Genomic DNA, 22,516 nt, shown 5'->3' on the forward strand with positions numbered 1-22,516 from the left:
ATACAAAGATCAAAAGTCTCACCGTTATTACACCATTTTATAATGATAAAATTGAGGATCATTAAAGTATTATTTACTTTTCTTCAAGGCCTCGATTAATTCTATTAAATCGACTACGCCATAAGTAGATGAATAGTCCGATACCGCATAAGGTAATATTAGACTGCAGTTGTGAATAATAGAACCGCATGAATACACAACATTAGGAACATAGCCTTCCCGTTCATCCTCGAGCGGTGAGAGTAAGGGTTCTTTTAATCTTCCTATTTCTTTTGAAGGATCGTCTAAATCAAACAGCGAAGCTCCTATGCAATACCGCCTCATAGCTCCAACACCATGCGTAATAACCAACCATCCCTCTTCAGTCCAAAGCGGCGATCCACAATTCCCTATTTGTGTAAATTCCCAGGTGTAACGAGGCTCTTGAATAATAACAGGATTATTCCATTGTGTAGGCCTATCGGAATACATGAGGTAATTATTCACACCATCAATTCTAGATAGCATGGCATACTTTCCTTTGATTTTTCTAGGGAATAATGCTAGATTTTTATTTTGAGCACCAGTTCCATATAAAGGCATTACACGGAACGTATAAAAATCTTCAGTAGAAATAAGTTTAGGAAGGATGACATGACCATTATAAGCCGTATAAGTAGCCATAACACGCTCTGAGGCATCATCGTCCACAAAACGCACAAAACGCGCATCTTCAATACCACGGCTTTCAGAATCTGATATCGGAAATATAACACGTTCAGTGATATCGGAATCATGTTTGAATTGTAAATCATAAAATGAATCTGCTAACCAGATCACTTCTTCGAGTGCAATTCTCCGCTCCTGCCGAATCATAGGATCGCTTAATGCTCTATTTACCAAACTTTTTAATACCGCATACTCAAATTCATCTGGAAGATCCTGCATAATGCGTGTTGAGTATTTATCTGAAGTATGCATTTCTGCTAATTTAATCAAAAAGCGTTCTTTATTATAAAGCGTTTTATGAACAATCTCTGCTTTGTCAATGTTACTACCAATTTTCATTACCTGAAGATTGTTATTCTTATCCAGAATTCCTCTTCTAAAAACAATTGAGGAAATATGACCTTCACCTGTAGCACGGAAAGAAATAATGACACGCTTTTCGCCCTTTTCGAGACCTGACTGATCAAAATCTTCAACAATGGAAGGGTTAAAAATAGCTGCCGATTCTATAGCATATTCCATTGTACAATAAGAACCAATAAGCATTTTTCGTTCTTGTGAGAGTGCGTCATAGTTGATTTTCATGCCTTCAATAATGCCTCTAATTTTTTCGCAATGTCTAAAAAATATACTTGAAATATTTCGGTGTCTTCTGGCAAACTCTCGAAGTGTATGTTCCAAGGTTTCTACTACTTGTTTTTCATCTAATATCATTATGTGACTCACCATTTTTTGAGTCCGTTGCTCACCATTCATAAAATACCGGGCTACTACCCTTCTGGAATCAGGGGTAAATGTTATATTTTTTCGGATAACAGGAACTCTCATAGCTTTATTTTTAAATTATAATAAATAAGTACGCTTTTTCAGGAAGTATAAGAAGATTTTAAAGCATGCTCCTTTGATGTTAAACCCTGTTTAAAGGAATCAACTTTAGTATATTTGATTGAAAATTATCTATTCGTACTCCGAATTATTTCTATCTATAACCTTGTGCAAAGAATATTGATTTATAAAACAAGTATTGGATGAAGAAACTAAATAATTGAACAGTTAAAGCAAAAAAAGTGTTGCTTTTTAAATCATTATGTTGAAATTTGAATTCCCAAACTGTTTCAAAACAATTCACTTTAATATATCATGAATTTTGTAAGCGTAACTTTTCATTAAGTGATTACCTCAAAATTACAAAAAAATCATAAAATAAGTGTAAATATTTGATACCATTTCAACTAACTTTTTTAAAATCTTACGACTCACTGAAGTTTAATTTTAAATGTTTATTTAGATTAATTATTTAATTTTTATTTTGAAACGAGGTTTAGTTCTATTTTATGCATTTTGTTATCAATAATGTAATTAAGAACTTAGTTTTAACGTTTTTTTAGGTAAAGCAAATGGCATAAATAAGCACATATTGACAATACGTTTTTATTTTCGGATGATACTTTTAAAGCGGTAAAAGTATTAGAAGAATATATAATATTAGATGTTCTCATTTTATCTTTGAGAATTATTTTTCAATCTTAAGACTTTAATACCATTGGTTACAGTTGAAAAGGTTTAAAGTTTATGAAGTAAAAAATGGTGTTAATACTATTTCTTCATATAATCGTAGAGACTTTTACTATGTATTAACATAGAGCGGAATCTCATTCATTATGCCGACAGAGGGATTGAAACAGATGGTACAATATTGTTTTTTGGTAACCTTAATTTTCCAAATTCATGGAAATTATTACATCTTCATATCCAAGCTATTTTAATAAATACTTCAAAAGAATAACTGGCACTTCACCAAGAGCGTTAAGGATTTGAATGATTTTACATTCTTAATTTTTTATTTTATAATGATTCTCATTGGTATCTTAAATAGAGTAACTTTTTAATACGCTAATTAAGATTAATCACTATCCGAATTTTTTATTTTAAAATAGCAGACCTTATAAGCAGTTCAATAACTACAATAAATAATGATTTTATGTCCCGATACTATAGTTCATTTTATGTTAGCTGGAATTTATATTTTATGATTATGAAAATATATTTTTATAAATACGAGTTATAGTGTTGTATGGATACATTTGTTTAAAATCTAGAATTACTAGTGATTAGAAAATAAATTCTAGTAACTCAATACGTGTTTTATAATAATCGGGCATAGTACTGGCAATTATTTTAGAGAATCGTTATCAACGCCTATTTTTAATTCTTTTTTCATTTCAGCTTCTTCTGGATCTTCCGTTTCATTCAACTTTTTTTCAGCTTCTTTTTTCTTCTTATTAAAATAACCTCTTAATAAAAAATTATGTTTTGCAGCTTCTATAACTTCATTCAACCCTTTTGTGGCTGTTTTAACATTTACTAATGAAGAATCAATAACTTTACCCATTCTTTCATCGCTTACCAGTTTAGACAAAGCCCCCTTGCCATTATTCATATTATAGGTAAATTTTTTAAATTCTGTGGAACTATTTTCAAGATTAGTGACCATGTTTTTTATACTATTTCCAAATTGTTCATCTGAAACTAACCTGGACAAAGCTCCGTTTCCATTATTCATGCTATAACTGAATTGGGCAAGTTGTGCGGTAATTATTCCTGCATTATCGACACTTTTTTTGACACTAACCATTAAATCATCCATTTCTATAGCCTGTTTAGAAGCTATATTATCATTGTCTTCCACAATTATTTTAGAATTTTTCCCTGAAGAAATGGTAAGTACTTTATCACCCATTAAACCATCAGAACTGATACTCGCAACTGCATCTTTTTTTATGAATTTTCGAACATCTTCTTTTATGACTAATTTAATCACTACTGATGTATCTGTAAGAAATTCAATTTCTTCAACAGTACCAATATTAATACCAGAGAAACGAACATTATTTCCTACTTCAAGACCATTTACCGAATTGAATTTTGAATTTAGCTCAAAAGTTGAACCAAATAAATTATTCTGTTTACCAACAAAATAAATAGTTCCTACAAAAAGGATTAATCCTATAATTACAAACATTCCCAATTTCCATTGGTATCCAGATTCTTTGTTCATTTTTTTTGTTTTATTGGTTAAATGAAAAAGGAACGAACCCATTCATCGTCACTTTTTTCTAATTCTTCATAAGTTCCTTCGGCATGAATGATACCGTCTTTTAAAATCATCAGTCGATCACTAGTATGTTTTGCACAAGCCATGTCATGCGTAATGATGATAGAGGATGTTTTGTATTTTTTCTGGATTTCTAATACTAATTCACTGATTTCTCTTGATGTTATTGTATCTAATCCAGTTGTGGGTTCATCATATAATATGATTTCCGGTTTAAGAATTAGGGTTCTTGCCAGACCAATTCTTTTGCGCATACCGCCTGATAATTCTGAAGGCATTTTATCAATAGCTTCAATCAAACCTACACTTTCCAATATTTCTTTTATTTGATTTTCTACTTCCTCTGGAGTTAGATCTTTAGCATGACGTTTTAATGTAAATCCAAGATTATCCCGAACGCTCATAGAATCGTACAAGGCAGCATTTTGAAATAGAAACCCAATTCTAATCCTAATTTCGTTAAGTGCAGTAGGATCTAATTTCGCAATATCAGTACCAAAGACATTTATTTCTCCTTTATCAATACCTATAAGTCCAACAATACATTTTATTGTAATTGATTTACCGGACCCTGATTTTCCTAGAATAACCAAGTTTTCTCCCTTGTTTACGGTTAGATTTACCCCTTTTAAAACCTCGTTTTTCCCAAAGGATTTATAAAGGTTTTTTATTTCTATTACTGGAGAATTTGTTTCAGGAATAGGATTTGGTTTTAGTACTTTATTTTCATTTATCATACTAGAAAAATAAATCAGTTATTTGAACCGCAAGCATGTCAATAATAAATATGGTAAGAGATGCAGTGACTACAGCAGAGTTAGCAGCTTTGCCTACACTCTCTGTTCCATTTGCGGCATTAAATCCTTTATAACATCCTATCATACCAATGAAAAAGCCGAAGAAAAAAGTTTTGATAGTCGCTGGAAAAATATCTAAAAATGCAATTGATTCAAGCACTTGTGAGGTATACCTGTAAAAGTTAACATCACTGTGAATGTTAATTCCAACATACCCTCCTAAAACCCCAATGCCATCAGCATAAAAAACTAAAAGCGGGATCATAAGTGTTGTAGCTAAAATACGGGTCACAACTAAGTATTTATAAGGATTTATAGCTGATACTTCCATAGCATCGATTTGTTCTGTCACTTTCATCGAACCCAATTCTGCACCAATACCGGAAGAAACTTTACCTGCACATATCAAAGCTGTTATTACAGGTGCTATTTCTCTAATAAGTGAAAGTGCTACCATACTTGGCAACCAAGATTCAGCACCAAACTTGGCTAAAGTAGGTCTTGACTGTAGTGTAAGTACTAATCCCATAATAAAACCTGTAATAGTTACTAAGGGTAAGGATTTATAACCAATAATATAACACTGTTTAATGAATTCCTTCATTTCATATGGTGGTTTAATTACTTCTTTAAAAAAACGTGCAGCAAATAATGTAACTTGGCCCACATCATTAAAAGTATCTTTTAGATAGATAATTAAACTTTCCTTTTTAGCTGTTACTATAGTATTCATGTATCATTTTATTATTTTTAGGTTGTAATTAATTTGGATGTTTTTTTGAAACTAAAATTACTATGAAAGAAAAATGTTAATCTGTTTCTTTATAATTATATAGTTATCATATTTTATTTCAATATGAATAGGGCAGTAGAGCTCTATGAAATTAGAGTCTAGAAATTATTAATAATCGAAAGTAATTAAGCTTTTTTATGATAACATCAAATCTCCTAATTTTTTTACTTTATCATGATGTGCTGTCAGCAATAGTTGTTGTGATTTAAGCATACTATGTAGTTCGCCTGTAAGATTCTCTAAATTGTCAGACAAACTGTTTTTATAACTATTAATAGCAACAAATTCATTGTATTCAAGCGTATTCAAGAGGTCCTCTTTGCCTTTTTCGATTAGGATTGATTTAAAATTCATCCAAATTCTTAAAAATAATCCATTATTTTTGATTGTATCAATAGGAGTGCCTCCCATTTTATGGACCTGTTGAACCAATTCTGATTTGAAAATTGTACTTGTTTTTTGAAATTCAAAAAATAAATCTTTCAAATCATTTTCTTCAATTACTTTTGAAGCGGTTTTATAAATCTCAATTCTGTCATTATTGATTTCAATGAGGTTATTTAGTACTAAGATTGATTTTTCTGTATTCATCCTTTTCTTTATTATGTGAAATAAACTAAAATTAGGTTTCTTTTTCTAGAAAAAATTAACGTTTAATAAAAAGTATTCATTCACGCTTAATTCTAATAAATATTTATGGTAATAGAAGATATATCTAAAATCTATTCGTCGATAAAACAAGCTGCATTCCCGGGTATTTGACATCGGCATCTTCTTCAGCGGTAATAAATATTTTTGATGGTTCAAATGATGTGACAGTCTCAAAATCTGCTTTAAGTTTTGAAGAAAAGAATGCTGTGTCGCTTTTAATTTGTCCAATATTTTTGACTACCGCATCTTTAGTTTCCATCCAAACTACATAAACATTTTTTGGAGGTTGCAATCTGTTTACCTCTGCTAGATTTAATATTTTAATTTTTATTGAATAATTTTTATTGCTGTCTTTTTTGATACTCACATTGCCTTGCGCAGCAGGGACTATAGAGGAGTTTTGAAAAGCAATATTTTTTCCACATGAAACAAGTGATAGCAAAATGAATATGGTTAAAAAGCCAAAGAATATTTTTTTTATGTCTAAATTGTATTGAATTACCATTGTGTGTTTTTAAAATGTTTACATAACAAATTTCATACTGAAAGCAGTAAAATTTGTTATATAAATATTTTAAAATGTTATATTATTTACGTTAAATAAAAATGAAATTATTTTTTTTAAGTACTTTTTTTACTACTCATTACTAACAAAACAATACCACCCGCAGCAAGTATTATTCCTACTAAAGGAGATAAGGCTATGGGATGATTGACTTCTTTATTTATTTTTATAGGACCTATGTCTACAACTTTTTCTGTAGTTGTAAAATTGAAGCTGTTGTAGAGCAACATGAATATCCCCAAAATAATCAGTAAAATCCCTATAGTTTTAGTTTTCATTTCTTTAATTATTTTAAAGTTAATTTTTCTTAAAGTAATTTTAAAAAGCTAAAATTAGACGCCCGAAAAATATTCTTTAACAAAATTATGTTGCTGATTTGCTGTCATTTTATCAGTCTCTTTTATTTCGAATTTAATTTTAAGAAATCGCTCATCTTCACTCAAAAGATCAAAAAGTTCAACTTTCGCATTAGTAGGACCAAACAAAATTACACGTTTGTAATTTTTTATGGCTTCCCCAATTTTTTTGTAGTAGTCGTAACGTTGTTTTTTTTCGTTGTTTAAAAATTTAGCTTCAATTGTTTCAATCTCAAAATGTTTGGATGTAAATTCCATTAAATGTGCAAACGAATGATCCATCCAAATTCCTAATTTTTTTGTTGCTGACATGATTATCTATTTTTGGATTTATTAATGTTACGTGGTTTAACATTTAATAAATATTAATAAAATATAAAGTTCTAAAGTTCAAGTGTTTAATTGTTATATAAATTTAGATAAAAATTATATAATTTTACTCTTAATCTTCTAATAAAAAACAAAACAAAGCAAAATTAATTTGGAATATAGGGGAAATTGTTACTTTTAAAACATTCAAAAAAGAGGAGCTTTACTCATGAAAAATTTGAATTCGATTTTTATTTTTAATGCCTTCATAAAAAAGGGCTGTCGTTTCCAACAGCCCTAAGCCTATATAATGAAAATTTAATCTGGTCCTACTATTTTTCGTAGGTCATTTTCAACTCAACTCTTCTGTTTTTTGCACGTCCTAAAGCAGTACCATTGCTTGCAATAGGTTTACTTTCTCCGTATCCAATTGCAGTTACTCTCGATCCTGAAACCCCTTTTTCCATTAAATAGTTTTTAACGGATTCAGTACGTTTTTGAGATAATTCTAAATTAAAAGTATCACTACCATTGCTGTCAGCATGACCTTCTATAACTAAGTTAGAGGCACTATATTTATTGATTAAATTTACTAATTCATCTAATTGTACTAAAGAACCCACTTTTAATTTAGCACTATTATTTTCAAAAAATATTTTACTTCCTAAGTAAGTAATTCTCTCTACATCTTGTTTTGTAATTTCAGGACAACCTTTGTTTTCCATTGTGCCTTTTACAGTAGGGCATCGGTCATCAATATCTGCTACCCCATCTCCATCAGTATCTGGACAACCATTTAAACTCATTGGTCCTGCAGCATCGGGACAACGATCTAAATCATTTGTTATTCCATCTTTGTCATTATCCATAGGGCAACCTGTAGCATCTACCTTGGTCCCCATTTTAGTATCTGGACATTTATCATTTATATCAGCAACCCCATCTTTATCACTATCAGGACAACCATTTAGAGAGGCAATTCCTGCCACATCTGGACAAGTATCTAAATAATCAGCTACACCGTCTTTGTCTCTGTCTAATGGACAGCCATTTTCATCAACAACTACACCAGCTGGAGTATTAGGACATGTATCCTTACGGTCTGCTACACCATCATTATCAGCATCTTTTTTCTCTCCTAAATTGAACGTCAAACCGGCCATGTGCGATAAGTATGCATCTTTTTTACCATTTACAACACCGTCTCTTCTATCTTTATTAGAAAAACTGAATGTTTCTTGTAAATTTAATGTGATAACATCAGTCAACCTAAAATTTAATCCACCCCCTGCAGTAGGTAATGCATAATCAATCCTGTCCTGATCAAAGTTTACGTCTTTGTCAAATAGAATAACACCAACTCCTGCAAATGCATATGGTCTCACAATAGATTCTGGACCTGTCATGTTAAATCTTAAATTTAATGCAACCGAATTAAAATCACTTTTGAAACTTCCATTCGGACTATTATTGTAACCAATTGTTCCTTTTGAAGCTAAAAAATTTAAATCAAAATAGCGACCTAAATATCTAGATACAGAAATACCGCCAAAACCATAATACGCCTTATTGGTTTTGTAAAAATTATTACCTAAATCACCCTGGTATTGGGTTACTCCTCCATGAAGACCAACGTTCCATTTCATGTCTTCAGTTTGGGCTTTTGAGATTACTGTAAATGCCAAGCATGTACATAGTAAAAGGATCTTTTTCATATTAATTTATTGTTAAATTATTTAACACAAAGGTTATAAACATGGATATATTATTTGTTATAGAACTTTATCTATAATTTGTATCATTCACACCTATAATTTTTTTAGTTTGAATGATAAATGAGTATTTGATCAAATATTAATAGATAAAAAAAAACCATTTAAAAACTTTTTTAAAACACTAAATGAGAGTGTTTTAAATTTTTTTTTAAATGATTCTAATTTGTAAAAGAAACCGAAAGCTTTACTGCTAAATATAAAAAATAAAGAGCAAACGATCTGATTTTTATCTTTCTATAATGTATGTTTTGGTTTCTGTTTCAGGGACTGATTTAACTTCTTCAAAACGTTTTTTAGCAGTTATTTTGCCCACTCTGCAATGACTTTTGGAGACTAAATAAACGTCTGATTCTATATTTTCCATTTTATTTATATTTTATTTCTTAATTATTCTAAATATCTTCTCAATGTCCAAGCCATTGTTTCATGCGCTTGTAGTAAACCTGTAAGGAAATCAGCTGTGCCGGCATCTTTGTTTTCATCAGCGCTTTTGTCAATATCTTTACGCAGGTGAATAATAACGGTTTCATGGTCTTTTAATACTTCTTGTAGCATTTCCTTTTGTTCAGGATACTGATTAGGAGATTCTTTGATAATTGTAAATTCTGAAAATTCTTTCATTGTCCCAATAGTCTTCCCACCTAACTTACTAATACGTTCTGCCGTTTCATCAATTGATTCCTCCAGTTGTACATATTGACCCTCAAATAATTTATGTAGCTCCATGAAACTTTGACCAGAAACGTTCCAATGAAATTTTCTTAATTTTATATATAAAGTCATTTCATTTGCTAAAATTGAAGATAGTATTGAAATGCTGTTTTTTAAATGTGCTTCGGTAATTCCAATTTGAACTTTCATATTTTCTATGTTTTAGTTGTAGACTATTTTTGTAAAATAATATTAATTTAAACAATTAATAATAGTTGTCTTTTAATAAATATTTTACGTTACAAAGTTCATTTTATTGCTTTTAAAAAGTATTATAAAATTACTTTAAGAAGTTATATATTTCACACCTGTTCTTATTCTAACAATTAGAAAACCAACCGTTGTGATTAATAAATATGTTTTTTTGTAATAAATTAATTTAAAGAAAAACAGTTCCAAAAGAATTAGGTTCTATTGTATCAAACATTTTCTAAAGAATATTTTAAATGGTACAAGAGTAAATACTACCTAAATATGTGCGTTAGGCTATTGAAATTTCTTTAGCTAAATAAATTTCTTGTACGGCATGTATAAGTTTTACGCCATCGCTAAAGGGGCGTTGAAAAGCTTTTCGGCCCATTATCATTCCTGCTCCACCCGCTCTTTTATTTATTACAGCTGTTTTTATAGCTTCTGCTAAATCGCTATCCCCTTTTGATTCGCCACCAGAATTAATCATCCCAATACGACCAGAATAACAATTTATAACCTGATAACGGCATAAATCTATAGGGTGAGCACTGGATAATTTGGTGTACATATCGGGATTAGTCTTGGCAAATTTTATAGAAGTAAAACCACCATTAAGCAATGGTAATTTTTGTTTAATGATATCTGCCTGAATTGAAACGCCTAGATAATTTGCCTGACCTGTTATGTCAGCGGCTGAATTATAATCAATTCCCTCTTTTATAAAAGCATCATTTCTAGAGTAACACCAAAGTATTGTTGCCATACCTAAACTATGAGCTTCTTCAAAAGCCTTTGCTACTTCTATGATTTGCCTGTCGGATTCGGCAGACCCAAAGTATACTGTAGCTCCTATAGCTATAGCTCCCATATTCCAAGCGTTTCGGACGTTTCCAAACATGATTTGATTATATTTATTAGGATACGTCATTAATTCGTTATGATTAATTTTTACTACAAACGGAATTTTATGAGCATACTTTCTTGATAGCATTGCAAGACCTCCCATTGTCGAGGCAACAGCATTACAGTCTGCTTCAATAGCTAGCTTGATAATATTTTCTGGATCAAAATACAATGGATTTACAGCGAAAGAGCTTCCCGCAGTATGCTCAATTCCCTGGTCTACTGGTAAAATGGAAAGATAGCCAGTATCTGAAAGTCGGCCATGGTGGTAGAGTTGCGTTAAACTCCGAATGGTTTGTCCATTTCGATTGCTTTGTAAAAAAAAGGTATCAATAGTAGCCGGATTGGGCAAATTAATCAGATCTTTTGGAATTGTTTTACAAACGTGGTTTAACAAAGTGTCTTTCTCATCGCCTAATAAAGTGAGTAATTGGGATATATCTTTCATTGTCAATTTGGTGTAATTGGTATAAAAAAAATATTTAAAAAGTCACGATTGGGCTGAGTTAAGATTTATAAACAGAATAATCTGTATATCCTTTTTCATCAGCAGTATAAAATAAATCCATGTTGAGGTCTTGAGATAAGGGCCAATTATTTTGAAATCTATCTACTAAATCTGGATTATTAATAAAAGGTCTTCCAAAAGCGATAAGATCAGCAAGTCCTGTTTCTAGGGCTTCTTCGGCACTTTCTTTACTATAACCGCCACAACTAATTAAAGTATTCTGGAAGTTATCACGGATTAATTTTTTTATTTCCAAAGGGACAGCTGGGGCACCCATACCGGAATGATCTACAAGATGAATGTGAGCAATTTCCAACTTGTTCAGTTCTTTAGATAAGTAATCGTAAGTGGCTTCAATTTCAGGATAATGGGGCATATCGCTTGCTACTCCATAAGGAGATAATCGTATTCCGGTCTTTTCTTTTCCAATGGCCTGAGCCACTGCTGTAACTACTTCTATGACAAATTTACATCGATTTTCTATACTTCCTCCATATTTATCGGTTCGTATATTACTTACTGGCGAGAGAAATTCTTCCAATAAATATCCATTGGCAGCATGTAATTCTACACCATCAAATCCTGTAAATAGGGCATTTTCTGCAGCAGAAATATATTCTGTTTTGGCATGTAAAATATCTTGAAGAGTCATTTCATTGGGAACAACAAAATCCTGTAAACCATTAGTATCCGTCCACATTTGTCCCGCTGCTTTTACTTGGGAGGGTGCAAGTATTTGAGTGCCTTTGGGCATGTTTAGCGGATGACTAATCCTTCCGGAGTGCATTAGTTGCACTATTATTTTCCCACCACTTTTATGAACAGCAGCTGTAGTTTTTTTCCATCCTTCGACTTGTTCGGCATTAAAAATCCCAGGAATTCTAGCATAGCCTAATCCGTTAGGTGATGGTGATGTTCCTTCAGTTATGATTAAGCCAGCACTTGAACGTTGATTATAATATTTAGCCATTAGTTCATTGGGTACATTTCCAATCGCTCTGCATCTGGTCATTGGTGCCATTACAATTCTGTTTTTCAAATCGATTGAACCCAGTTTTATTGGTGTAAATAAATTATTTTTTTTCATTTTAATAATTCTTAAGGTGTTGTTATAAAGGTACTTATATTTAACTGATTTTAAAATTATAATAATGCAATAGTCGTTAATAAGCAATTAGCATCTCCTAAGTTCTGGTTGAAACAACTATTGGATAGCTCTTCTCTTAGAATTTATTTAATTGGAATTTTTAGTTGTTTGGTTACATGTATTTGAAGATATTTTTTAAATACTTGCAGTAAATACCTACAGCGAATTTAATGGTAGTATATTTCTCCATTGTACAATAATTCTTAAACTAAATCTTTAAAGTATTACTAACAACATAAAATAATTACTAGTGTATCAGAATTATTGATTGAGAATTTACTCGTTAGTTTGAAAGTAATTTTATTTTTTAAAAAAGTTAGGTAACATTTTTATTTATACTCTGATTAACGGTTATCAAGCTCGTGTACCATTTCGTTGGTCATAGGCGGAAGATTGGAAAACCCCTATGTTCTTGATGCCGTTACGCCAATCTGGCAAACCAGAAAAAATGTTACCTAACAGAATGTATTGCTATTCTATGTTCTACTTTAAATTTATAATGGATCCGAAATGTCGCTAATGCGAATTAATTTTTTATTTACAAATTCATGGATTCCTAATTCGGATAGTTCTCTACCATATCCAGAACCTTTTGTACCTCCAAAAGGTAAATCCGGCTGAGTTCCGGTTGGATGGTTTATAAATACCATTCCAGTATCAATTTTATCCGCAATACGTTCCGCACGAGCTATATCTTGACTGAATATAGAACAACCAAGTCCAAAATCAGAATCATTAGCTAAAATAATCGCTGATTCCTCATCCTTTACACGGTAGAAAGAAGCTACCGGACCAAATATTTCTTCATAATAAGCCGGAATTTCTGGCTTTAAATCAGTTAATATTGTTGGTTGGACAAAAGCACCCGGCAAATCAGAACGTGTACCTCCTAATAAAAGAGTAGCTCCTGCATCCACAGATTTTCTAATTTGGTCAATAATATGCACAGCGGCTTCTTCACTGCTCATTGGTCCTAATTGCGTTTTAGGATCCATTGGGTCTCCTACAATTAAATTGGATAGTTTTTCTTTGAATTTTTCAATAAACTCGTCTGCAACTGCCTCTAAGGCTATAAACCTTTTAGATGCAACACAAGACTCACCGTTGTTATTAATTCGACCCACTACCGCCCATTCGACTACTTTATCTATATCTGCATCTTCAAGAATAATGAAAGCATCACTACCGCCCAATTCCAATACTGATTTTTTTAAATTTTTACCTGCTTCAGCGGCTATGCTTGCGCCAGCTTCTTCGCTTCCTGTCAATGAAACGCCTTTAATTCTCTTGTCTGAAACTAGGGAAGTGGCACGTTTTGCGGATATGAATAAGTTGGTGTAAAGTCCTTTTTGAGCACCTGCTTCTTGGAATAGAGCTTCAATGGCTAAAGCACATTGTGGCACCATGGAGGCATGTTTGACAAGTACTGTATTTCCTACCATTAGGTTAGGTGCTGCAAACCGGGCAACTTGATAAAATGGAAAATTCCATGGTTCCACTCCAAATAGTACGCCTATTGGACTGCAACGGATATATGCACTGCCCGTTGTAGGCTCTAAATGTTTGTCTTCCAGAAATTTTGCAGCATGAGTTGCATAATAATCAAAAATAGCGGCACTTAATAGAATTTCACTTTCGGCTTGAGCTATTAGTTTACCCATTTCTTGGGTTATTATTTTAGCCAATGATTCTTTTTTCTCTCGCATTAATGATGCGACTTTATGTAATATTTGAGCACGGCTTTCATAATTTTTTTCTTTCCATGTAACGAATGTTTCAGCAGATTGCGCAATTAACAGATCTACAACTTCATCCGTCATTTCATCAAATGTTCGTTCGACTTTATTAGTATTAGGATTAACAGTTTGAATAGCCATTTTTTATTTTTTAGAAGGGTTAATCGGTTTTTTTTGTAGGTTTTCAGGTATGTTTAATCCGTACATTGCCTCGTATTTTAATATGATTTCTGTTTCTCCTATTGAATTAAAAAAATCCTCAAGGCGTTTTATATGTTGTAATGTAAAATCCAAATGGACTTTTAGTGCTTTTACTAATTCATCAGTAGCGGCATTCTGGATCATTATAGGAATCGAGATGATGAGTGCTTTTTCTGTCAAGTAAATTTCTTTTAATTCCTCAACAAAAACATTACGACAACTTTTATTAGTTTCAGGAGTTGTTTGGTCTGAATTTCCTTTCCCTTTTTTTAGCATGGCTTTTCTATCCGATTTAGTGATTGTACTTTTCATTTGTTTAAATTTATAGACCGTAGTTCAATATTGTAAAGTTGAGCCTTAATAGCTTGGTATTCATTACATAATATTAAAGAGAAATTGTAAAATTCACATATATAAGTTTGGAAAGTTAATATACCTATTTAATATTTCAGTTCGTCTTGGAATGGAAAATCCTCTTCAAAATCAGTAAGTTTTTTTAAAGTTGTTGAGGTAATTTGATTCAATGCTTCCTTAATAAAAAACCTTAATTTTCGAATAATTAATACGCTTGAAAGCGATTAAAGTGTTGAATTAAATCGTCTTGAATAATTATAAACGTCAATTCCTAAATAGTGTAATTTTTTTAGAGCTTCAATGACATGTAATATTTTATTAAAGCTTACCAATATGGATTAATTAACAGGGCTCTTTTTTATTTCATAAAAGGCAGTATTAATTTAGAAATAGAAAAGTGAATTTATTAAATTCACTTTTTTTACAATAAAATTATAATTATTAAATTTAAGTATAATTTATGTAACAAATACCTGATTTTCAATTATATAATGCTAAATATTTTTATATATTAAATATTTAGCAAGCAAAGGATGGTTGTATTGTATATAAAATAAATTCTCTCTGCTAGAAAAGCAAAGAGAATCTAAAGAGCATATTGTTGCAAATTTTTTCTAATCGTTTGAATTGCACTTAAATTGTTTTGCAATCTAACTTTTTCGGAACTAAAATTTATGATTCGTCTTTAGTAGTACGAACTAAGCTAATTCCAGAAACAAAGAAAATAATTCCAAGGATACCATAAATAATTAGCGATTTTACATCTCTAGTTTCACCTGATGTTCCTGCAAATATAACTGCAGTGTAAATAAGACCACCTATTCCAAGAGCAGTAAGTAATGCTCCAAAGATTCTTTTAAGATTCATAATTTTTTTTTTAAGATTTATATTTCTTTTTTTAAATCAATTTTTAATCAAATTGATTTAAAAAATGCATTTCAAAATAATTATCTCTTTTTTTATTAAAGTTATAACTATTTAGCAAATATATTATGATTATTGATGCTAAATGTTATAAAATTTTTTAAAAAACTTATATCATTTACACTTGCGGAACCAGAAATGTACATATTATTTAGTGGTTTAGATAAATACTGTTGCTGATCGGAAGGATGTAACTTACTCCATGATATCTTTTAAGTGCTTCACTTTATCGTGATCCGCTTTTATAAGTAAATGTTGTTGCTTGAGCATCATGACCTGATCTGGAGATAAGTTCTCGCTTTCTTTCAAAGCATCTAGATAGGTCTGAACAGCTACATCTTCTCCATATTCACAAGAATTAATGATTGCTTTTCTATCGCTGCCTGTAATTGCCGATTTGATGTCCATCCAAACTCTGTAAAATTTACCGGAAGTTGTAGTTCCTTCTTTAGGTTCTCCTCCTAATTTTTTTACTTCAGCAACAAGTTCAGCTTTGCATTTTAAACTGGTTTCTGTAAAATGAGAAAATAGTGTTTTTAAGTCTGTTTCATCCGCTTCTTTTGAAGCAGTTTCATAACCTTCAATTCTATCATTATTGATTTGAATAAGAGAATTTATTATGCTAATTGATTTTTCAGTATTCATCTTTTTAGTATTTAGATTGATAATTAAGTTTAACGATACAAAGATGAGAACAAATGAAGGTTTGATTTTTACACAATTATTATTTTTTATTATAACATTCGCATATTGTAAGTTGCTGATTTAGTGTGTGAAAGGGTAAATTTATAATGGCTAATAATTTTTTTTTATTATAATTAAAATAAATTTGATATTTGAAAAACCTTCAAATTGACAATCCCAGTTCCAATGTAAATTAACCACTATTTTCGGTTAAAACTGAACGTAACTTTTCAGTTTAAATTGAGAACCAAATTTTTGGCTTTTTTAACATTAAAACTATTGACTTTTCATTCTGTTTGTACCATACATTTCTTAAAAAATTATTTATAAATTGTAGTAACCTAAATACAAGAATAAAATTAGAAAAGTAAATAAATTATATTATATCAGGAAAAGTAAGTTATTTATAAGTAAAAGATAGTCCCTTACTACCAATTCAAATAAATAAGTATCCATTGGTAGGATTGAGTTTTGAATTTATTAAAGAAAAAACAGATGCCTAGTTAAAATTTTTGTTGTCTCAGAATACTGTGGAATCAATTAGTACTTAACCTCAAAATAATAAAAAGCACTAAAAATAATCGTTTTCTTTGATACTTTCTTGGTTGTTTTTAGTATTTTGGCTCCAGAATCATTTATAATTAACTGATTAGTATGAAATATAGAGTCACTTCCCCGTCATTAAATCTCAGAGATTTACCGGCAACGCAAAATAATTCCAAAATTTTAATACAAATACCTTTTAGGCATACCGTAAAATTAATTGAGAAAACGACACCAGATTGGTGGAAAGTAAAACTTTTAAATACTGAAAAAGAGGGTTTTGTGTTTTATAAAGATATCGAGGCCGTTGTTGAAACCAACGTAAAAAGTATAGATATTGAAATTCCTAATTTTGAACTAAGTGCTAAAGCAAGTCTAAACAATAAGGAAGAAACGTACAAACCTATTGATGATACTTCCATCCCTTTTAGGGATTTAACAAGTACGGAATCTAAGTTGATTTCAATTGGAAACATAATAAAGGCGCTGGATGTTTCAAATAGTTTCAGGTATCAGAAAGATGCTTCGGATACCTATTGTAATATTTACACATTTGACTATTGTTTTTTTGCCAAGGTATATATCCCCAGACTCAGATGGACTGATAAGGCAATTGCGCAGCTTGAGAAAGGGAACGAAGTTGCATTGGTTTTTGATGATACTGTAAAGCCTTTTTATTCAAATTACATTTATGATTGGTTTATACAATCTGGGAATGAGTTTGGATGGGTAAGGATTGAGGATGTAGATGAACTTCAAAAGAAAGTAAATGCTAATGGTGGAGTAGGTATCATTTGTGCCAAAAGACTAATTTTGAATAAATCGGGACATATTGTAGTGGTAGTGCCAGAAACTGATACATACAAGGCCTACAGGAAAGACGGCAAGGTGATTTATCCATTACAGTCCCAAGCAGGCGCTGATAATTATAATTATTTTTCAGAAATAAGAAAAGATTGGTGGAACAATAAAGAGCAGGAAAAAGGATATGCCTCTGCTATTTTTTATTATCATGACTAGTAAAACCTTTAAATAGTGTACTTCTTGCTGTCATAGGGCAACAAGAAGTATAGTGTTTGTCACTTATTTTTTAATTAACAAAGAGCTGCAAAAACCTTCTTTGTAATAGGTATCATGTAAGCTGCTGTATATTTGTTCGTAAATTAGTATAGGATCATTAGATTCTATTTTAATAGACAACATGTCTTCTAAAAGGAGAATAAGGTTTGATGGTACACAGGTTTCTTTGCCATGTATTATAGATTCATAGACAAAGTTATTCCACTCCAAATCACAAATTGGATTTTCGATTTCGTTCAATAAGGCATGATCCATTATAAAAACAAGAAAATTCAAAACTTCTTGTAAGTATTTTTCGTTGAAATAATCAAATATTCTAAACTCAATGCCATGATTTTTGTGCTTGTGGAAATTGATATCAAGCCCAATTTTATCAATTTTTTCGTAATCTGATATTTCAGAATAGCGATTCACCCACCACATTGGATTCTCATGCATGGGGTGTTCATTAAAATTCATTTGAACAATTTTCCCGGTTTTCATTACATTGGTATCATATGTACCCACCCCAATGTATCTTGACATAGCACATCTTTGAGATGCTTTAGTTAAATTGACACTGCTGTCATGATGGGATAAATAATCGGATGAACCAAATTTTATCATAAACAAGGGGCTCAACCATTGAAATAATCGAATAGCTCTCTGATGTTTTTTTATAAAATCTATTTTGTCTTTAATTTCACCTTCCTTATTTAACTCAGTTGGAATAGTTAAATTGAAATGATAGGTCATATTATTAAAAACAGAATAATTAGTGTTGTTTGAAATAAATATAGCAAAGGGATGGTTTTCAGAACATATTTTTATAGCGCCATATTCCGTAAAGATTTTATCTTTTTGAAAGGCATTTTGTAAATTATTTATAAAGCCTTGTTTAATTGTAGCAAGTTCAGTAATAACGGAATCAACATCTGTTTTGTAAAATTTTTGCGTAACAAACTCGACAGTATCACCATCAAAAATGAATTCTTTTTGAAGTTCATCTATAAAATAAGGATTGCTTTTTTGAAGTATTTCAAAGATACTTTCCCCTGAATATTCTGGATTTGGTTCGTTATCAATGGGGTCAAAAGTTTTATGCTGATTATTGATGTCCGTTTTTGTAAACGAATGGGAGTTCATTAGCACTGGTAAATAGTATTCTTTATCGGATAATATTTTTTGTAATGAAGTATTGAATATGTTTTCTTTGTAATTGTTAAAATGATTTACACTATATTTTTCACGAAGTCCTCTGTTTAGCAAAAAATGTTTGTCCACCACGCGATGATTTTCAAACTCTAAATAACATTCGTTTTCGATTCCTACGCCCCAATACAAATCATTTGATTTATATTGATTCCTATAATCTTTGTGCTTATCCAATAATTCAATTTCAAAACTAACAGCATTCATGCTATGATCCGTCATAAACTTTTTTCTCCTTCTTTTAATAAATTATGTTGATATGGGAAGCTACTTTATCAGGTAGTTTTTTGAAGTATTTTTAATTCATTGAATTTTATAGATAAGATTCAAATAAGGTATTAGATACTTAGTCATTTTTTTGTGTGGTTTGTATTTTTGTATTCATACAAGACCTAAAGATATACTACTTAATTTTCGTGCAAAACTAGGTATAATATAAATCATATTCAAAGAATATTTTCAGATCTGGAATTTTATTTTTTTGCCTCGAAATTTATTGTTTTTGTTACCCCTAAATTACTCATAATTATATATTTAAAATTGGAGACTAAAATGGGCAAGATTACTATTTGTTATTCTAAAACTCATTCTTATGGTCACTCTATTAATAGGTTTATTTAAGTATAAACAAACAGTTGAAATGGATTTTGTCATTTTTTCAGTAGACAAAAATTACAATTCTTAAAAATGGCTTTAAATACTAAAATTTCGTGTCAGCTTTCTGAATTATTTGTTTCGTTTGGAAGAATTTAATTTTTAAATCTGCGGTTTAATTTTTAGTCTTATTTTGACCTTGTTACTTTAAAATTTATCAAATCATACTAGTGTTAATTTAGGAGAATTTTTACGCCAAAAAAGCTTTTAGTTCCTGATAATTTTTAATTTTCACGCTTACTTTTCTCTTTCCTAAAACACTTTTAATTTGCGAAGGAATCGGCAATTTTACGTTTAAGATTGGTTCTACCGTATCCAAAAACTTAATAGGGTGCGCAGTTTCTAAGAAAATACCAATTGCATTCGGATGGTTTTGTAATTCTTTTTGTAATCCCAAATAACCTATTGCTCCGTGGGGTTCTGTGATGTAACCGTCGATATCGTATATGGTTTTCATTGCATTAATAGTTTCCTCATCAGAGAACATAAACGAAGAAAAATCTTTTTTGAACTGTTTTACATCATTTTGATACATTTCCTGAATTCGGATAAAATTACTTGGATTTCCCACATCCATCGCATTCGAAATAGTGGCAATAGAAGGCTTAGGGTCGTAAATTCCGTTTTCTAGAAATCGTGGTACGGTATCATTTACATTTGTAGCGGCTACAATATGTTCAATAGGCAATCCCATTTTTTTAGCAATGATTCCCGCACAAACATTTCCAAAATTACCACTTGGGCAAGAGAATACAAATGTTTTGTTTTGCTTTTTTAAAGCCTTATAGGCAAAGAAAAAATAAAACATCTGAGGCAACCAGCGCGCAATATTAATTGAATTTGCCGAAGTTAGATTTCTATGTGTTAAACTTTCGTCAAGAAAAGCTTTCTTCACCATATCCTGACAATCATCAAAAACACCATCTACTTCAAGTGCTTTAATATTTTGACCTAATGTGGTCAATTGCCGTTCTTGAATATCACTTACTTTTCCTGAAGGATACAGGATAATTACTTCAACGCCTTTTACGCCAAGGAAACCACTGGCTACCGCACCACCTGTATCTCCAGAGGTAGCTACGAGAACTGTGTTTTTACTATCTTTATTATCTTTATTGAAATAACCCAGACAACGTGACATGAATCGTGCGCCTACATCTTTGAAAGCCATGGTCGGACCATGAAACAATTCTAAGGAATACATATCTTTTTCGACTTCGATTAAAGGAAAATCAAAGCATAACGTTTCGGCAATGATTAGTTTTAAAGTGTCTGCTGGGATTTCGTTACCCACAAATTGTTTGATTGCCTCAAAAGCGATTTCTTCATGACTTAAATTTTCGATAGTGTCAAAAAAAACAGAAGTTAAAGGGGTAATTGTTTCTGGAAAATACAATCCTTTATCAGTTGCTAATCCCTGGATTACGGCTTCTCGGAAAGAAACTTTGGGTGCGTTATGGTTTAAACTGTAATATTTCATTAGTTATATTAATTTTAGAATCCCCAACCTAACCCTTCCCAAAGGGAAGGGAGACGAAACTGGATTTAGAACGTGTTTATTGTAATTTTAAAATTACTATTTTTATTTCTTTTTATTTCCCCTTCTCTGATCAAGGAATTATATTATTTTCATTCCTTCATCATTTACCTTAGAAACGTGAATTTCGTATGGTAAATTCATTGAATCGTATACTACACTCATAGCTTTTGCGATCTTATCAGCAGTTTCTCTTCCTTTGCTTAGCGCAAAAATTGAAGGGCCTGAACCCGAAATCCCGGAACCTAAGGCTCCGTTTGCTAATGCCGTATGCTTGATTAAATCAAATCCGGGAATCAAGACACTGCGCAACGGTTCGACAATTTCGTCATGCAACGAGCGCCCGATTAATTCGTAATCTTTAGTGTAAAGACCAGCAATTAATCCCCCCACATTTCCCCATTGCACAATCGCACTTTTCAAGGAAACAGTTTGCTTTAATACGGAACGAGCATCCGAGGTTTTCAACTCAATTTGAGGATGTACTACAGTAGCATACAATTCAGATGGACTTTCAATTTTGATAATATCCAAAGGATTATAACTTCTTACCAACGTAAATCCGCCTAAAAGGGCTGGAGCCACGTTATCAGCATGTGCATTTCCGCTGGCTAGTTTTTCACCTTGCATTGCAAATTGTACTAATTCTTTTCTTGTAAATGGGCGTCCCAGTAATTCATTGATTCCAAAAACAGCACCAGCTGAACTTGCGGCACTGCTACCAATTCCGCTACCTGCTTTGATGTGTTTGTAAATTTCAATTTCGAACCCAAAGTCGGTTTCTATCGCTTCTAGCATTGCCAAAGCAGATACGCCAGCTACATTTTTTTTAGTTTCTAAGGGCAAGTCTGCACCTACAATTTTAGTGATGCGAATCCCTTTTTTATCTGATTTTCGGATAATCATTTCGTCACCCGCAGTTTCTAAGCACAGTCCAAGGACATCAAATCCACAGGAAAGATTAGCGATTGTGGCTGGGCAAAATATTTTTATTTCATTCATAATACGAGTCTTAAAGTCTAAAGTCATAGAGTGGTAAAGTCTTTGGAATGAATATAAAATCAAGAGGCTCCTTTTAGACT

Annotated in this window: 21 protein-coding genes; 1 reads left to right on the forward strand and 20 read right to left on the reverse strand. The window is 31.4% G+C overall.

The genetic code is table 11. The annotated features are described in order from the left end of the window. Positions 1–69: 69 nt before the first annotated feature. From ACNQF9_RS06485 to ACNQF9_RS06565, 17 genes are all read right to left on the reverse strand, one after another. Positions 70–1,536 carry a glycoside hydrolase family 130 protein gene (locus ACNQF9_RS06485; protein ID WP_417960317.1) on the reverse strand — a complete coding sequence of 489 codons (1,467 nt, stop codon included), beginning with the start codon at positions 1,534–1,536 and terminating at the stop codon, positions 70–72. 1,345 nt (positions 1,537–2,881) lie between these two features. Continuing rightward, positions 2,882–3,766, reverse strand: coding sequence for an MlaD family protein (locus tag ACNQF9_RS06490; RefSeq protein WP_417960316.1), 885 nt, complete (start codon positions 3,764–3,766; stop codon positions 2,882–2,884). A 17-nt stretch (positions 3,767–3,783) separates the two neighbouring features. Beyond that, entirely contained in the window at positions 3,784–4,560 is a 777-nt protein-coding gene (locus ACNQF9_RS06495) for an ABC transporter ATP-binding protein (protein WP_417960315.1), read from the reverse strand. A gap of 1 nt (position 4,561) precedes the next feature. Continuing rightward, complete coding sequence (locus ACNQF9_RS06500; RefSeq protein ID WP_417960314.1) at positions 4,562–5,353, reverse strand: MlaE family ABC transporter permease; 792 nt, start codon at positions 5,351–5,353, stop codon at positions 4,562–4,564. A 195-nt stretch (positions 5,354–5,548) separates the two neighbouring features. Beyond that, complete coding sequence (locus ACNQF9_RS06505) at positions 5,549–6,004, reverse strand: PA2169 family four-helix-bundle protein (protein ID WP_417960313.1); 456 nt, start codon at positions 6,002–6,004, stop codon at positions 5,549–5,551. Between the two features lie 124 nt (positions 6,005–6,128). Next, on the reverse strand, positions 6,129–6,569 hold the full coding sequence (locus tag ACNQF9_RS06510) for a hypothetical protein (protein WP_417989882.1): 441 nt from the start codon (positions 6,567–6,569) through the stop codon (positions 6,129–6,131). A 116-nt stretch (positions 6,570–6,685) separates the two neighbouring features. Further along, positions 6,686–6,907 carry a hypothetical protein gene (locus ACNQF9_RS06515; protein ID WP_417960311.1) on the reverse strand — a complete coding sequence of 74 codons (222 nt, stop codon included), beginning with the start codon at positions 6,905–6,907 and terminating at the stop codon, positions 6,686–6,688. A 54-nt stretch (positions 6,908–6,961) separates the two neighbouring features. Continuing rightward, complete coding sequence (locus ACNQF9_RS06520) at positions 6,962–7,297, reverse strand: hypothetical protein (protein WP_417960310.1); 336 nt, start codon at positions 7,295–7,297, stop codon at positions 6,962–6,964. A 329-nt stretch (positions 7,298–7,626) separates the two neighbouring features. Next, positions 7,627–9,009, reverse strand: a complete 1,383-nt coding sequence (locus ACNQF9_RS06525) for an OmpA family protein (RefSeq protein ID WP_417989883.1) — start codon at positions 9,007–9,009, stop codon at positions 7,627–7,629. A 286-nt stretch (positions 9,010–9,295) separates the two neighbouring features. Then, a complete protein-coding gene (locus ACNQF9_RS06530; protein ID WP_417989884.1) occupies positions 9,296–9,433 on the reverse strand; it encodes a hypothetical protein in 138 nt (45 codons plus the stop codon). A 23-nt stretch (positions 9,434–9,456) separates the two neighbouring features. Beyond that, on the reverse strand, positions 9,457–9,930 hold the full coding sequence (locus tag ACNQF9_RS06535) for a Dps family protein (protein WP_417960308.1): 474 nt from the start codon (positions 9,928–9,930) through the stop codon (positions 9,457–9,459). A gap of 331 nt (positions 9,931–10,261) precedes the next feature. Next, positions 10,262–11,323 (reverse strand): class I fructose-bisphosphate aldolase, encoded by a 1,062-nt coding sequence (locus ACNQF9_RS06540; RefSeq protein WP_417989885.1) that lies wholly within the window; start codon positions 11,321–11,323, stop codon positions 10,262–10,264. A 58-nt stretch (positions 11,324–11,381) separates the two neighbouring features. Beyond that, positions 11,382–12,470 carry an alkene reductase gene (locus tag ACNQF9_RS06545; protein ID WP_417960306.1) on the reverse strand — a complete coding sequence of 363 codons (1,089 nt, stop codon included), beginning with the start codon at positions 12,468–12,470 and terminating at the stop codon, positions 11,382–11,384. 554 nt (positions 12,471–13,024) lie between these two features. Then, entirely contained in the window at positions 13,025–14,407 is a 1,383-nt protein-coding gene (locus tag ACNQF9_RS06550) for an NAD-dependent succinate-semialdehyde dehydrogenase (RefSeq protein WP_417989886.1), read from the reverse strand. Positions 14,408–14,410: 3 nt separating this feature from the next. Then, positions 14,411–14,779 carry a DUF892 family protein gene (locus ACNQF9_RS06555; RefSeq protein ID WP_417989887.1) on the reverse strand — a complete coding sequence of 123 codons (369 nt, stop codon included), beginning with the start codon at positions 14,777–14,779 and terminating at the stop codon, positions 14,411–14,413. Positions 14,780–15,493: 714 nt separating this feature from the next. Continuing rightward, positions 15,494–15,688 carry a hypothetical protein gene (locus ACNQF9_RS06560; RefSeq protein WP_073355583.1) on the reverse strand — a complete coding sequence of 65 codons (195 nt, stop codon included), beginning with the start codon at positions 15,686–15,688 and terminating at the stop codon, positions 15,494–15,496. A gap of 252 nt (positions 15,689–15,940) precedes the next feature. Then, positions 15,941–16,390 (reverse strand): ferritin-like domain-containing protein, encoded by a 450-nt coding sequence (locus tag ACNQF9_RS06565; protein WP_417989888.1) that lies wholly within the window; start codon positions 16,388–16,390, stop codon positions 15,941–15,943. A 693-nt stretch (positions 16,391–17,083) separates the two neighbouring features. Between ACNQF9_RS06565 and ACNQF9_RS06570 the strand changes: the two genes are divergently transcribed. Continuing rightward, positions 17,084–17,992, forward strand: coding sequence for an SH3 domain-containing protein (locus tag ACNQF9_RS06570; RefSeq protein WP_417960302.1), 909 nt, complete (start codon positions 17,084–17,086; stop codon positions 17,990–17,992). 63 nt (positions 17,993–18,055) lie between these two features. Here ACNQF9_RS06570 and ACNQF9_RS06575 read toward each other — a convergent pair whose 3' ends face one another. The 3 genes from ACNQF9_RS06575 to ACNQF9_RS06585 all read right to left on the reverse strand — a co-directional run bounded on the left by ACNQF9_RS06575 (position 18,056) and on the right by ACNQF9_RS06585 (position 22,436). Then, positions 18,056–19,465: a hypothetical protein gene (locus ACNQF9_RS06575; RefSeq protein ID WP_417960301.1), complete on the reverse strand. Its 1,410-nt coding sequence runs from the start codon at positions 19,463–19,465 to the stop codon at positions 18,056–18,058. A 622-nt stretch (positions 19,466–20,087) separates the two neighbouring features. After that, on the reverse strand, positions 20,088–21,377 hold the full coding sequence (gene thrC / locus ACNQF9_RS06580; RefSeq protein ID WP_417989889.1) for a threonine synthase: 1,290 nt from the start codon (positions 21,375–21,377) through the stop codon (positions 20,088–20,090). Between the two features lie 138 nt (positions 21,378–21,515). Continuing rightward, entirely contained in the window at positions 21,516–22,436 is a 921-nt protein-coding gene (locus tag ACNQF9_RS06585) for a homoserine kinase (protein ID WP_417960299.1), read from the reverse strand. Positions 22,437–22,516 lie beyond the last annotated feature (80 nt).

Source organism: Flavobacterium amylolyticum (assembly GCF_048284335.1).
Lineage (GTDB): Bacteria > Bacteroidota > Bacteroidia > Flavobacteriales > Flavobacteriaceae > Flavobacterium.

Bases quoted from the DNA above. Each gene is read 5' to 3' on its own strand.
- ACNQF9_RS06485 (WP_417960317.1), bottom strand. From the start codon at position 1,536: ATGAGAGTTCCTGTTATCCGAAAAAATATAACATTTACCCCTGATTCC.
- ACNQF9_RS06490 (WP_417960316.1), bottom strand. From the start codon at position 3,766: ATGAACAAAGAATCTGGATACCAATGGAAATTGGGAATGTTTGTAATT.
- ACNQF9_RS06495 (WP_417960315.1), bottom strand. From the start codon at position 4,560: ATGATAAATGAAAATAAAGTACTAAAACCAAATCCTATTCCTGAAACA.
- ACNQF9_RS06500 (WP_417960314.1), bottom strand. From the start codon at position 5,353: ATGAATACTATAGTAACAGCTAAAAAGGAAAGTTTAATTATCTATCTA.
- ACNQF9_RS06505 (WP_417960313.1), bottom strand. From the start codon at position 6,004: ATGAATACAGAAAAATCAATCTTAGTACTAAATAACCTCATTGAAATC.
- ACNQF9_RS06510 (WP_417989882.1), bottom strand. From the start codon at position 6,569: ATGGTAATTCAATACAATTTAGACATAAAAAAAATATTCTTTGGCTTT.
- ACNQF9_RS06515 (WP_417960311.1), bottom strand. From the start codon at position 6,907: ATGAAAACTAAAACTATAGGGATTTTACTGATTATTTTGGGGATATTC.
- ACNQF9_RS06520 (WP_417960310.1), bottom strand. From the start codon at position 7,297: ATGTCAGCAACAAAAAAATTAGGAATTTGGATGGATCATTCGTTTGCA.
- ACNQF9_RS06525 (WP_417989883.1), bottom strand. From the start codon at position 9,009: ATGAAAAAGATCCTTTTACTATGTACATGCTTGGCATTTACAGTAATC.
- ACNQF9_RS06530 (WP_417989884.1), bottom strand. From the start codon at position 9,433: ATGGAAAATATAGAATCAGACGTTTATTTAGTCTCCAAAAGTCATTGC.
- ACNQF9_RS06535 (WP_417960308.1), bottom strand. From the start codon at position 9,930: ATGAAAGTTCAAATTGGAATTACCGAAGCACATTTAAAAAACAGCATT.
- ACNQF9_RS06540 (WP_417989885.1), bottom strand. From the start codon at position 11,323: ATGAAAGATATATCCCAATTACTCACTTTATTAGGCGATGAGAAAGAC.
- ACNQF9_RS06545 (WP_417960306.1), bottom strand. From the start codon at position 12,470: ATGAAAAAAAATAATTTATTTACACCAATAAAACTGGGTTCAATCGAT.
- ACNQF9_RS06550 (WP_417989886.1), bottom strand. From the start codon at position 14,407: ATGGCTATTCAAACTGTTAATCCTAATACTAATAAAGTCGAACGAACA.
- ACNQF9_RS06555 (WP_417989887.1), bottom strand. From the start codon at position 14,779: ATGAAAAGTACAATCACTAAATCGGATAGAAAAGCCATGCTAAAAAAA.
- ACNQF9_RS06560 (WP_073355583.1), bottom strand. From the start codon at position 15,688: ATGAATCTTAAAAGAATCTTTGGAGCATTACTTACTGCTCTTGGAATA.
- ACNQF9_RS06565 (WP_417989888.1), bottom strand. From the start codon at position 16,390: ATGAATACTGAAAAATCAATTAGCATAATAAATTCTCTTATTCAAATC.
- ACNQF9_RS06570 (WP_417960302.1), top strand. From the start codon at position 17,084: ATGAAATATAGAGTCACTTCCCCGTCATTAAATCTCAGAGATTTACCG.
- ACNQF9_RS06575 (WP_417960301.1), bottom strand. From the start codon at position 19,465: ATGACGGATCATAGCATGAATGCTGTTAGTTTTGAAATTGAATTATTG.
- thrC (WP_417989889.1), bottom strand. From the start codon at position 21,377: ATGAAATATTACAGTTTAAACCATAACGCACCCAAAGTTTCTTTCCGA.
- ACNQF9_RS06585 (WP_417960299.1), bottom strand. From the start codon at position 22,436: ATGAATGAAATAAAAATATTTTGCCCAGCCACAATCGCTAATCTTTCC.